The following is a 12562-nucleotide window of genomic DNA, read 5'->3' on the forward strand; positions in this document are numbered from 1 at the left end:
CCTACGCAGACAGAGGCTGCAAAAAATTTACACCAGTAGTACGGTAGCGACTTTAAAGTATTTCAACTATATTAGGCAGCAAGTATTGGGTAAAAATAGACCCTCATTATAACGATAAAAGTGATGCGTGCCGAATGGATGATGAACGAATAAAAAGAATAAAGAGTTAGGATGCGTACGAACCCAAATGATAGCCCATAAAAAAAGAACCCAGATCAACTGAGTTCTTTTTATTATTGCAAATATCGTTGTTATTAGAGGCTTATTTTACTTCTGAGGTTACTTCGCTATCGACATTACCATGGATAGCTTTAGAATATGGGCAGACTTTATTAGCCTTCTCAACCAATTGCTGGAATTCATCCGCTGATAGCTCTGTGTTTTTACCGATAACATGAATTTTAATGGCTAATTTAAAGTCTAGATCTTCACCTTTAAGTAGATCTACCGATACTTCGGTAGTAGAGTCAAACTTTGCTTTTTCTGCCCCTTTGACTGCACCAAGTGCACCATCAAAGCAAGCAGCTATACCCATAGCGAATAATTGCTCTGGGTTATTACCGTCTTTACCAGAACCAGGTGCAACCATATTAATCGTCAAATCGCTGTCTTGAAGACTAGCGCTACCTGCACGGCCGCCAGTTACAGATGCTTTAGTCGAATATAAGGGTTCCATAATTTATCCTTTTATATAATTAGCTTGTTGTCCATCATGTTATAGTGTTTTTAAATCTTGTTATAGCTAATTTTAAAATAGCCCATCTAGCATAACAGACGATAAGGCAAGCTTTATATAGTGGCAGTAAAAGTATGATATGAATTTGTAAGTTTACCTTTTAAGTTTATGAGACAAAAACTAAGTTTGCTATAACTCATCGTTGCAGTAGGGGAAACTAGTGACATAAAGTAGATACAATATATCTATAACTACTGATGCCAGCATTTTAAAAAGGACGCTGGACGATGAATAAGGTTCAGTATGTTATATCCCCGCGGTCACTAGTGAGTGCTCCTTCTTCGTCTTTGATGCTAAGGATAAAACAGGACTTAGAACCCAGATCAACTGAGTTCTTGATGCTGAAAAACGCTTTAATGATAAGCGTCAATCTAGTATGACCAGAGTTAATATTGGTTTCAACAATAGCCAAAAGGCAGCACAGGTTAAATGCTTTGCCGTTAATAATGACCCAGAGTATATATAGCGGTGTGGATTATGACAGCAGCATCTATGAAGTGGATTTTATTAACCGTGCTGCACCTATTCCAAATGAAGATAGCATACGCGGCGTCGTTGATTACACGATATAGTCGGTGAAAAGTAATATCGATACAACACGTATTGCTGGTGCAAATTTTTCTTGCTTGCTGTGCCTACGCAGACAGAGGCTGCAAAAAATTTACACCAGCAATACGGTAGCGACTTTAAAGTATTTTAACTATAGTTAATAAAGTTGCCGCTGATTTTTTAGCAACGCAAATCACAAAATATTATTAAGCTTAAAAAAGCCATGAGCACTCTCTATTTACTTAATAGAGAGTGTTTTTTTGTGCGCTAATTCTGCACCTTGATGCTAAATCCGCTACAATACGCCCATTGTTTACTCTATTTATTTAGATTGATTTCTAAATGACACAACGTTGAAGCCAAAAATTATGAGCGTAGATCCGAAGAAATTAAATAAAGAAGTGGCCAAACGCCGCACCTTTGCCATCATCTCGCATCCTGATGCTGGTAAGACCACGATGACCGAAAAATTGCTGCTATGGGGTCAAGCTATTCAGGTGGTTGGCGAGGTCAAAGGTCGTAAAACGGATCGCCATGCGACATCAGATTGGATGAGTATGGAGCAAGAGCGTGGTATATCTATTACGACTTCAGTGATGCAGTTTCCTTATCAAGAGCACGTGGTCAATCTGCTTGATACTCCAGGTCACGCCGATTTTAGTGAAGATACCTATCGTACTTTGACCGCGGTCGACAGTGCGCTGATGATGGTTGATGGCGCAAAAGGCGTTGAAGAACGTACGATCAAGCTTATGGAAGTGTGCCGGATGCGTGATACGCCCATCATCTCTTTTGTCAATAAACTCGATCGGCAAATTCGTGAGCCGCTTGAGCTGCTGAGTGAGATTGAAGCAGTATTAAAGATTAAATGTATCCCGATTACTTGGCCTATTGGTATGGGTCAAGATTTCGTCGGTGTGTATCATCTGACTGAAAATAAGACTTATTTTTATGAAAAAGGTCGTGGCGGCGAGATGACGGTTTCTGAAACTCGTGAAGGCTACGATTATCCTGATATTCGTGAGCGTTTGGGTGCGCTGATGTTTGCCTCGTTTGAAGAGTCACTCGAATTGGTACAAATGGCGCTTGAAGACTTTGATGTGGATGAGTTTTTAGCCGGTGAGATGACACCTGTATTGTTCGGTACCGCACTGGGTAACTTTGGTGTCAATATGGTACTTGATACCTTAATAAAATACTCACCACCACCAAAAGCGCATCCAACCAATGAGCGCGAAGTGGCAGCGACTGAGACAACGTTTAGTGGTTTCGTTTTTAAAATTCAGGCCAACATGGATCCGCGTCATCGTGACCGTATTGCATTTTTACGAGTTTGCTCAGGCAAGTACGAAAAAGGCATGAAATTAAAGCATGTGCGTCTGGGTAAGGACGTACGTATTGCTGATGCTTTGACCTTTTTGGCGGGCGATCGTGCAGCGTTAGAAGAAGCATATCCGGGTGATATTATTGGTCTGCACAACCATGGCACCATTTCTATCGGCGATAGCTTTACGGAAGGCGAAGAGCTGAATTTTACTGGTATTCCACATTTCGCCCCTGAGCTGTTCCGCCGTGTTATTCTAAAAGACCCACTCAAATCGAAAGCGCTGCAAAAAGGTCTGCAGCAATTGAGTGAGGAGGGCGCAACGCAGGTCTTTATGCCGCAAATTAATAATGATTTAATCTTGGGCGCGGTCGGTGTGCTACAGTTTGAAGTGGTCGCCCATCGTCTCAAAGAAGAATACAAAGTGCAGTGTATCTTTGAGCCGGTATCTATTGCGACGGTACGCTGGATTCATTGCGATGATGAAGTAGCGCTTGCGAAATTTAAGCGTAAAGCCCATGACCAACTATCACTAGATGGCGGTGGTCATCTGACTTATCTTGCGCCATCACGGGTGAATTTACAGCTGATGCAAGATCGCTATCCAGAAGTGACGTTTAGTAATACTCGCGAACACTAGAGTAAGTTGCTCCATTTTGCTTAATTTTAAAAGGCACGCTATCGTGTCTTTTTTATGAGCTATCTAAAGCGTACCACACTGGTTTTTTATCAACAGTGAGCATTCAAAAACACCAACAGTGTTCCTACAATATAGGACAAAGGTTACGGTAGAATATCAGTAAATCTTATAGATATATTAAAGAGGCTAATATATTAAAGAGGCTATATGAAAATTGCCTGGAAATTGAGATCAAGTATCTTAATACCAATCATAAATGGATAAATGATATTACCAATCAGCGCATTAACACTCTGGTTGTTAATAGTAAACCGTCTGAATCTGCATCGATCACTACCAAAACCAATCCAGCTGCTATCAAAAGCGCTCTTGATGGTTTTGTCGCGTCGCAATTTAATGAGCTACCGAGAGGCAGTGCATTTGCCTACAGCCTAACGGTGACACCTGAATATGTGGGTCATATCAATGATTTTGAGGTATTCGAGATAAGCTCGTAGGTCTTTACTGGCGGCGCACATGGAATGCTATATAGCAAATATCTATAGTTGAAATACTTTAAAGTCGCTACCGTATTGCTGGTGTAAATTTTTTGCAGCCTCTGTCTGCGTAGGCACAGCAAGCAAGAAAAATTTGCACCAGTAGTACCTGTTGTATCGATATTACTTTTCACCGACTATAGTATTTGACCAAAAGTCAAAAAAGCAAATTAAACTGGCGGATATGCTGCAAAGCGGTAAAAAACCACAAGTTAAAGCGCTTATCTATAATGCTTATAAAGACTGGGTGAAAACGGTCGATAAAGATGTTAAAAACTACGAAAAAAATTGGCCGTTTACTCTCAGTGATAACGTGACATTGACGGATAAAGGGATTGATATTCGTTATCAGCATTATGCTATCGCTCCCTATGTTTATGGTATGCCAGTGCTTAGCATTCCTTATGATAAGCTTGTCGGTATCATACAACCGCGCTTTATCCCTAAATAATAAGGCTATAAACGCAAGATAGAACGGGATGGATCTGTTAATGACCATCATGAGACATTTAATAACTAAGGAGTCATCGCATGACAAACGATATAGAGAATATGAATGCCGCAGCAACCAATACATGGCAGCTAAATGCCTTGACAGAGGCACTTGGCGATCTAACATTGACGGTCACTGACAGCCTCTCTATAGGTCGCGGTAGTGATAATGATCTAGTGCTAGGTAGCAAGCAAATTTCACGCAATCATGCACAACTGAGTGTCTTAAACGGTCAGCTATACGTGAAAGATTTGGAGTCGTCAAACGGCACTTTTATTAATGATGAGCGTATCGCAGCCAATGAATCGAAGTACTTAGAAGCAAATGATACGCTTGGGTTTGCAAGCTTGAGCTTTCAAGTAAGTGCGCCAGTGGCTGCTACTGCGATTCCTGAGCAAGCAGTTGCCGATAAACCAACTTTGATGTTGAGTCCTGATACTGAAATAGCGCTTATTGTTGAAGCAGAGCCAGTCGTTAAAGAAACAGGAATCTCAGAAATCTTATTAGCCGCTGACAGTGCCGAACCAGTATTGAGCGAAGTAGAATATAGTCCTACTGAAACCATGCCAATCCCTTCTGCTCATCAAGAATCACTAGTAGAGCAGCCCGTCTTAGCTGATGAGCCTGTAATAAACAAAGCCACTGTATCTGAAACTTTTTCAGAAACGTCTTATGCAAGCGAGGCACCAGTCATTGAGGCAGCCGTTGAGCTAGAGCATGACAAAACAACCAAAACCGCCTTGCAAGAAGAAGCAGATCCGGATGTTTTACGAGCGAAACAGGCTGCTACGTCACAGTTTTCAGGCACTGCCAATCTAGGTCAATCTCGTGATTTGGGTACCACAGGTAATAATGCGATGGATCAAGCGCTTGATAATCCTGCTAATGAAGGAGCGGTTGAAAAGAAACCGAGCGGCGGTTGGTTTATATGGGTATTTGTCGCGATTATCATTATTGGCTTAGCACTATGGTTGTTTAATACAGGCATGGTATAGCCAATCTTTAATGACAGGGCTATCTTTCTTTGTTTATTTGAATAATAAAGCTGCTAGCTTATAAAAGTTGTCGTTGATTCACTTTGAGATATTTTTGCTTTAAGACATTAGCCTTATGCCGCTGATAAGTATTAGCGCTTGGCAGGTTTACATAATTATTGAGTGTTTTTAGCAATCAATAATCAATCCAAGAGAGTTAAGTGACTAGATGTTTTGGCTAAAAGATAGACCATTGGAATAAGAGTGGTAAAAGTAGCTGTTTCTACGAAATAAAAATCCTTTTATAATCAGTTGCTTGAGATTTATTTTTAAAATAAAGTCAAAAATACTAAAAAAGGGCTTGCGTCTGTCAAAATATTTGATAGAATAGCCTCCACTTTGAGAGAACAAGCCGACTTAGCTCAGTTGGTAGAGCAACTGACTTGTAATCAGTAGGTCGCCAGTTCGATCCCGGCAGTCGGCACCATCTCTCTCAAAGCCGCTTTTTATGAATTTGCTTTAAATTAAAGTATTTTTGTACCAAGCAATCTAGGTGGGATTGGGGAGCGGTCAAACCCAACAGACTGTAAATCTGTCGCGAAAGCTTCGAAGGTTCGAATCCTTCTCCCACCACCATATTTTTTCTAAGTTTGTCTTAGCGCCAAGCATACTCTATATCAATTAATGATTCTTTATTAGAGTCAATACAGGTTAGAGTAGATGCGGGTGTGGTATAATGGTAACACCTTAGCCTTCCAAGCTAATGACGCGGGTTCGATTCCCGCCACCCGCTCCATATATGTACCATCGCACAAACCATCAATATTCATCACGACAGTCAGTTATTATTGCTGTATCGTGATATTTTTTTTAGTGCAACTTAGTGGTTGGCTAGAATACGCTCATATAGCTCAGCGGTAGAGCACTCCCTTGGTAAGGGAGAGGTCTTGAGTTCAATTCTCAATATGAGCTCCATTTATTGTTCAATCCTTTATATTTGCTTTGCTACTTTCGTATACAGCTTGGCATTGGTATCGAAATTATAAATTATCGAAAATTATACATACAGTGTGGCAGAGAATAATTCAAAGGTGACACTGAGGTGTTGCCTTTTTGTGCTGTCAGTTTATTAGCGAGTGCTGCATTTGCCTACTAAATTAGCTGTATGAAGGATTAAATGAGTAGTAGTTAGATAAAGTAGTGTAACAGCGGTGCTGTATATTAACTTGTCATGTTCAATAGATTGAAAAGCACGTATAATGCCCCTATTTATACGCTTAACAGTTAAAATATCGAACGCAAAGAAAGATAGTATAGCGCTACAATTATTGTTCTAATAGATATTATTTTAATAGAAAAAGCACAGTGTCAACGGTTTGATGGTCATACATCATAAGCCGTCAAACAGTTATTTACCGATCTTTGATTGATAAATATTCACCAAAAAAAGAGGAAATACCCATGGCAAAGGCCAAGTTTGAACGTCTAAAACCACATGTTAACGTCGGTACCATCGGACACGTTGACCACGGTAAAACAACCCTTACCGCTGCTATCGCAACGGTAGCTGCTATCACCTCTGGTGGCGAAGCCAAAGACTACGCGTCTATTGACTCAGCACCAGAAGAAAAAGCACGTGGCATCACCATCAACACCTCACACGTAGAATATGACACACCATCACGTCACTATGCTCACGTTGACTGCCCAGGTCACGCCGATTATGTTAAAAACATGATTACCGGTGCGGCACAGATGGACGGCGCAATCCTAGTCGTATCTGCAACTGACGGCCCTATGCCACAAACTCGTGAGCACATCCTGCTTTCACGTCAGGTTGGCGTACCGTACATCGTTGTATTCATGAACAAATGTGATGTTGTTGATGACGAAGAATTGTTAGAGCTAGTAGAAATGGAAGTTCGTGAATTATTGAGCGACTATGACTTCCCAGGTGATGACACTCCAATCATCCATGGTTCAGCGACTGAAGCCCTAAAAGGCTCACAAGAAAAATATGGCCAACCAGCTGTTGTAGAACTATTAAACGTTCTTGACACCTACATCCCAGAGCCAGAGCGTGACATCGACAAAGCATTCCTAATGCCAATCGAAGACGTATTCTCAATCTCAGGTCGTGGTACTGTCGTAACTGGCCGTGTTGAATCAGGTATCGTACGCGTTGGCGAAGAAATCGAAATCGTCGGTATCCGTGACACTCAAAAAACCACCTGTACTGGTGTAGAGATGTTCCGTAAACTGCTTGACGAAGGTCGTGCAGGCGAAAACTGTGGCGTACTACTACGTGGTACTAAGCGTGAAGACGTACAACGTGGCCAAGTACTTGCTAAGCCAGGTTCTATCACTCCTCATACCAAGTTTGACGCTGAAGTATATGTATTGTCAAAAGAAGAGGGTGGTCGTCACACACCATTCCTAAACGGCTATCGTCCACAGTTCTACTTCCGTACTACTGACGTAACTGGCGCAATCCAATTACAAGACGGTACTGAAATGGTGATGCCTGGTGATAACGTTGAGATGGGCGTAGAGCTTATCCACCCAATCGCTATGGACAAAGGTCTTCGCTTTGCAATTCGTGAAGGCGGCCGTACTGTAGGCGCTGGTGTTGTTGCTAACGTTCACGTTTAAGTCTTAGCTTACAGAGCAATCTGTAATATTAAGATAAACGGTTAGTCAAAAGCCGCTCTCTTAACTGAGGGCGGCTTTTTTGTGGATGGTGATTAATGTTTGTCGAGTACTGTACGTTTCATCTAATCTAAAAACTATTATATTTTAGCCGCAAAAAAAGCTATGTAAAATACTTAGTCTACGCTTGCTGACCTTGAATAGTAAATGAAATATTTCTTTTTGAAAACTCATTAGCAAATACATCATTAACCTTCTGACTAAGTGTAAAGTAATTTAATAGTAAGCTATCAATGATTGGGATATCAGGCGTGTCCCAACGAATTTCGCGCTCGTTAAAAACTATCATTGTAAACTTTGAATGATTATCATGAGTATTTATTTGATTTATAGCTTGATGAATATTATCTAAATCATTACTGCAAATAACATAATTTGGTCTATGGGCGAATTTATTCCTTATTTTATTAAATAGCTTAAAAACTACCGCTAATTCAGATGGTAGTCCCAGTTTTTTTGAGATTTCAAGCTTAGTATCAAACGATGTAAATCTCTTCAAATCAAAAAAATCTTCGCAGTTCGTAATCTTATTGCACCATATATCTAAGAATGCTTCAAGAATGAAATGTATTCTTAACATTGCTCCTAATAAATCTTTCGTAGCCATCAACGCTTGCATATTTTCTAAATCGTAGGCTGCTGAAAGATCTTCATAAATAGTAGTGGTGGCCATTAATATAATTCCAAGTCAAATAACATATTTTACGTTATCTACTCTCAATACTGCCACTTTTGTATATTCTTATTTTGTTTTTAGCTGGCGTACGGTGGGCTATCTTAAAAATAATCCACCAAATCTTTGATTCCAAATCAGGTGGCGGGTTATGTTTTTTCTTTACTCTCTACGAAAGCTTGAATAAACTGACCCACCATACGCGACTAATAATGAAGAAACATGTTAGCTATAAAAGTACTATCAACTGCTAGTGTAGAAAACCATCCTATTATCCAAGCCGTAGCTAATATAGAAACTGTTATCCAACCACAAGATGCTTGGGGTTATCAGACAATAGTAGAGTTGCTGGCACAGGATATTATTGATTTATTAGCAGTTTATCAAAGTAAAAAAGTCGTAGGATACTGCTTATACCAAGTGGTTTTTGAGCAAGCAGAGATTTTGCGTATTGGCACCCATCCTGATTATCAACGTCAGGGCGTTGCTTCACGAATTTTTGCCAGATTGGAGGCAGAATTACAGGCTAAACAAGTAGAGAGTCTTTTGCTCGAAGTACGTGCAGATAACGTTCCGGCAATCGCCTTATATGAGCAGCAAGCGTTTGCCGTGATCCATAAGCGTAAAGGTTATTATCACTTACTAGGCCAGCCTGCTGTGGATGCACTGATTATGCAGCGTGTTTATAATTAATGCTAAAAAATATTAGCAGCTTTTATCGTCTGCGATTCAGAAAAATAACAAATATAAAATGTGATATTGAAGGTTTTTTATCAAGATGAAGGTAGTATTTTTTTACACATATTAATATCAAGTTCATAGTCACTATCAGCCTTCATATGCTCAAGAATATCAATGCGTTCGGTCAACATCTCTATCATCAAACTGATGGTCGCTTGTTGTTTTCTGATTTGAGTCAATTTTTGCTGGGTAAGGTTCAGCTGTAAGTCAATATCGAGCTGCCCATCGTAATAATCATTGAGGCTGTCTTTGATTTCAGTCAGGGTAAAGCCAATCGCTTGCGCGCTTTTGATTAATTCGATGCGTTCAACACATTCTGAATGAAACTCAGTATATAGTCGCGAACCTGCCTGACGCTTACGAGATTTTAATAGACCCAATTGGTCATAATGACGAATCGTATCTTTGGTGGTGTTGGCTTTGGTTGCAAGCTTACCTATTAATAAAAAAGAGGTGTCAGATGCCATAATCTACTCATGATCGTGATATGTAAGTTACTGGTTTATAACAGAAATTGCAGATTAAACGTAACAGTAATAATCGTACGTACTCAATCGAGTCGCGCTATCTTAGCTATCCATTAGCTATATCAATTTTAGATTTTAGATTTTAGATTTTAGATTTTAGAATATAGTTGAAATACTTTAAAGTCGCTACCGTATTGCTGGTGTAAATTTTTTGCAGCCTCTGTCTGCGTAGGCACAGCAAGCAAGAAAAATTTGCACCAGTAGTACCTGTTGTATCGATATTACTTTTCACCGACTATAGAGTAATAATTTAGGGATTTAATTGCCAAGGTTGCAAATTCCCTAGCAGCGATACCGCTAGAGGCCTATGCGAATTCTTGTGCCATGCGTCTGAACCATTAGATATTAAGGTATCTAGTTGGGTCAAAAACTCAGTACGTGACAAAGTGATAGCACCTAAACTCATGAGATGCTCATTAGGTAATTGACAGTCGACAAGCGTCACATTGCTTTGAGTGCATAAACGCATCAAGCCCCAAAATGCCAGTTTTGACGCATTAGAAGCAATATGAAACATCGACTCACCGAAATAAATACTGCCTATTTTCAAGCCGTATAGACCGCCAACGAGCTGCCCTTGATCATCCCAAACTTCAACGCTATGTGCAAAACCTTGAGCATGCAGCTCGTTATAAGCCTCAATCATATCGTCATGAATCCAAGTATGCTCTCCCTCAGGCAGCCCATTACTACGGGGCAAACTACAAGCGTGTATGACCTCATTAAAAGCCTGATTCAGCGTTAACTGCCAACGTGCATTGTTTGCTTGCTTACGTAGCGATTTACTCGGCTGATAGTCGGTCGGTTGCATCACACATCTGGGCTCAGGACACCACCATGCAATCGGCTCATCGTCATTAAACCAGGGAAATAGACCCTGTGCGTAAGCAGAAATCAGCGTCTCAGGGGCTAAATTTCCCCCAATACCTACAATACCTATGCCGTCAGGATCCACCAGAGCAGGTTCTGGAAAGTTATAGCGCCCAAGACTTCTGATTTGCTTAACAAAGGTCTCAGGCGTTATATGAATGGCACTGCTATCGTTGATGTTGTTCATGTGATTCAGATCATTAAAGTTATTGATATCAGTGCGACCTTCGTTAGCAAAGTCGCTTATTTACGCTCATTTACGCTTCTTTATCTGCAGTCAACGTCGAGGCATAAGTATGGTCTTTAGCAACAGCTTCACCAATAGCATCCAAGTATTTTTCGGCATCAAGCGCTGCCATACAGCCTGTACCCGCAGAGGTAATCGCTTGACGATACACATGATCTGCTACATCGCCTGCAGCAAAGACACCTTCAATACTGGTTTGTGTGGCGTTACCATTCAAACCGCTGTTGACGATCAGATAGCCGTCTTTCATCTCTAGCTGACCTTTAAATAAGTCAGTATTCGGCTTATGACCGATCGCAACAAACATACCGAACACATCCAACTGCTTAGTGCTACCATCGAGCATAGATTCAATAACAACGCCGTTAACGCCCATATCATCGCCAACCACTTCTTTTACGCTGTGATTCCATTCGATTTTGACATTACCATTTTTGGCTTTTTCAAACAGCTTATCTTGTAGAATTTTCTCAGAGCGTAAGCTATCACGGCGATGCACCAACGTGACTTCTGAAGCGATATTTGATAAATAAAGCGCTTCTTCAACAGCCGTGTTACCACCACCAATGACCGCAACTTTTTTGTCTTTATAAAAGAAGCCATCACAAGTCGCACAAGCAGAAACACCAAGACCGCGGAATTTGGTTTCTGACTCTAATCCTAAATATTGTGCTGATGCACCAGTTGAGATAATTAATGCATCACAAGTGTAGCTACCGTTATTACCGGTCAGCTCAAAAGGGCGTACATTTAAATTCACAGCATTGATATGATCATAAACCAATTCTGTACCGAAGCGTTCGGCATGAGCTTTCATACGCTCCATCAGCGCAGGACCCGTCAAATCATGCGCATCACCCGGCCAGTTATCGACTTCGGTCGTCGTCGTTAGCTGTCCGCCGACTTCCATACCGGTTACCATAACAGGCTTGAGGTTAGCACGCGCCGCATAGACCGCCGCTGAATATCCGGCAGGACCTGAACCTAAAATAATGAGTTTTTCGTGGCGTGGAGCGGTATTATCAGTTGCCATAAGATTTCCTTGCTAGAGCAATAAAAGTGAAAAGGTTCAACGTTAAAATAATAAGTATTATAAGTATAGTCGGTGACAAGTAATATCGATACAACACCTACTGCTGGTGCAAATTTTTCTTGCTTGCTGTGCCTACGCAGACAGAGGCTGCAAAAAATTTACACCAGTAATACTGTAGCGACTTTAAAGTATTTCAACTATATTATAAAAGATAAGCGTAAAAATGACGACGCATATGGTTTTTATCGTTGCTATGTGATAATAACATAAGGGCTGAGTGCAAAAAGTGCAAGTTTGCTAAAACGAATATGGGTATCATGAGAACTAAAACATCTCGCTCTTGAAATTTTAATGATAAAAGCGAGAGGGTATTCAAATATAGTCAGTGAAAAGTAATATCGATACATCACGTACCGCTAGTATCACTCTTTCTTGTTTACTGTGCCTACGTAGACAGAGGCTGCAAAAAATTTATACCAGCAGTATCGTGGTGTTTCTAAGTTGTTTCTA

At 40.6% G+C, this 12562-nt stretch carries 11 protein-coding genes and 4 tRNA genes; 10 read left to right on the top strand and 5 right to left on the bottom strand.

Features of this window, described 5'->3' with window-relative positions:
- Positions 1 to 262: 262 nt before the first annotated feature.
- Positions 263 to 676: an Ohr family peroxiredoxin gene (locus PSYC_RS01960; protein WP_011279686.1), complete on the bottom strand. Its 414-nt coding sequence runs from the start codon at positions 674 to 676 to the stop codon at positions 263 to 265.
- 506 nt (positions 677 to 1182) lie between these two features.
- Here PSYC_RS01960 and PSYC_RS11870 point away from each other — a divergent pair.
- The 9 genes from PSYC_RS11870 (at position 1183) to tuf (ending at position 7904) form a co-directional block, all read left to right on the top strand.
- A complete protein-coding gene (locus PSYC_RS11870) occupies positions 1183 to 1308 on the top strand; it encodes a hypothetical protein (RefSeq protein WP_264622159.1) in 126 nt (41 codons plus the stop codon).
- A gap of 345 nt (positions 1309 to 1653) precedes the next feature.
- Positions 1654 to 3249: a peptide chain release factor 3 gene (locus PSYC_RS01965; protein ID WP_011279687.1), complete on the top strand. Its 1596-nt coding sequence runs from the start codon at positions 1654 to 1656 to the stop codon at positions 3247 to 3249.
- A gap of 720 nt (positions 3250 to 3969) precedes the next feature.
- Entirely contained in the window at positions 3970 to 4236 is a 267-nt protein-coding gene (locus PSYC_RS01975) for an RsiV family protein (RefSeq protein ID WP_227500344.1), read from the top strand.
- Positions 4237 to 4316: 80 nt separating this feature from the next.
- Positions 4317 to 5273, top strand: a complete 957-nt coding sequence (locus PSYC_RS01980) for an FHA domain-containing protein (protein ID WP_011279688.1) — start codon at positions 4317 to 4319, stop codon at positions 5271 to 5273.
- Positions 5274 to 5663: 390 nt separating this feature from the next.
- A tRNA-Thr gene (locus PSYC_RS01985) sits at positions 5664 to 5739 on the top strand.
- A 65-nt stretch (positions 5740 to 5804) separates the two neighbouring features.
- Positions 5805 to 5888 (top strand) — tRNA-Tyr (locus PSYC_RS01990).
- An 86-nt stretch (positions 5889 to 5974) separates the two neighbouring features.
- A tRNA-Gly gene (locus PSYC_RS01995) sits at positions 5975 to 6048 on the top strand.
- 104 nt (positions 6049 to 6152) lie between these two features.
- Positions 6153 to 6227 (top strand) — tRNA-Thr (locus tag PSYC_RS02000).
- Positions 6228 to 6713: 486 nt separating this feature from the next.
- Positions 6714 to 7904 (top strand): elongation factor Tu, encoded by a 1191-nt coding sequence (gene tuf, locus PSYC_RS02005; RefSeq protein ID WP_011279689.1) that lies wholly within the window; start codon positions 6714 to 6716, stop codon positions 7902 to 7904.
- A 178-nt stretch (positions 7905 to 8082) separates the two neighbouring features.
- Here tuf and PSYC_RS02010 read toward each other — a convergent pair whose 3' ends face one another.
- Entirely contained in the window at positions 8083 to 8634 is a 552-nt protein-coding gene (locus PSYC_RS02010; RefSeq protein ID WP_011279690.1) for a hypothetical protein, read from the bottom strand.
- 222 nt (positions 8635 to 8856) lie between these two features.
- Here PSYC_RS02010 and rimI point away from each other — a divergent pair, with 222 nt between their 5' ends.
- Positions 8857 to 9327, top strand: coding sequence for a ribosomal protein S18-alanine N-acetyltransferase (gene rimI, locus PSYC_RS02015; RefSeq protein ID WP_011279691.1), 471 nt, complete (start codon positions 8857 to 8859; stop codon positions 9325 to 9327).
- An 80-nt stretch (positions 9328 to 9407) separates the two neighbouring features.
- Here rimI and PSYC_RS02020 read toward each other — a convergent pair whose 3' ends face one another.
- The 3 genes from PSYC_RS02020 to trxB form a co-directional block, all read right to left on the bottom strand.
- On the bottom strand, positions 9408 to 9842 hold the full coding sequence (locus PSYC_RS02020) for a MerR family transcriptional regulator (protein ID WP_011279692.1): 435 nt from the start codon (positions 9840 to 9842) through the stop codon (positions 9408 to 9410).
- Positions 9843 to 10152: 310 nt separating this feature from the next.
- Complete coding sequence (gene aat, locus PSYC_RS02025) at positions 10153 to 10959, bottom strand: leucyl/phenylalanyl-tRNA--protein transferase (RefSeq protein WP_011279693.1); 807 nt, start codon at positions 10957 to 10959, stop codon at positions 10153 to 10155.
- 70 nt (positions 10960 to 11029) lie between these two features.
- Positions 11030 to 12052 carry a thioredoxin-disulfide reductase gene (trxB, locus tag PSYC_RS02030; RefSeq protein ID WP_011279694.1) on the bottom strand — a complete coding sequence of 341 codons (1023 nt, stop codon included), beginning with the start codon at positions 12050 to 12052 and terminating at the stop codon, positions 11030 to 11032.
- Between the last annotated feature and the right edge of the window lie 510 nt (positions 12053 to 12562).

It is taken from the genome of Psychrobacter arcticus 273-4 (assembly GCF_000012305.1).
In the GTDB taxonomy this organism is placed as follows: Bacteria; Pseudomonadota; Gammaproteobacteria; order Pseudomonadales; family Moraxellaceae; genus Psychrobacter; species Psychrobacter arcticus.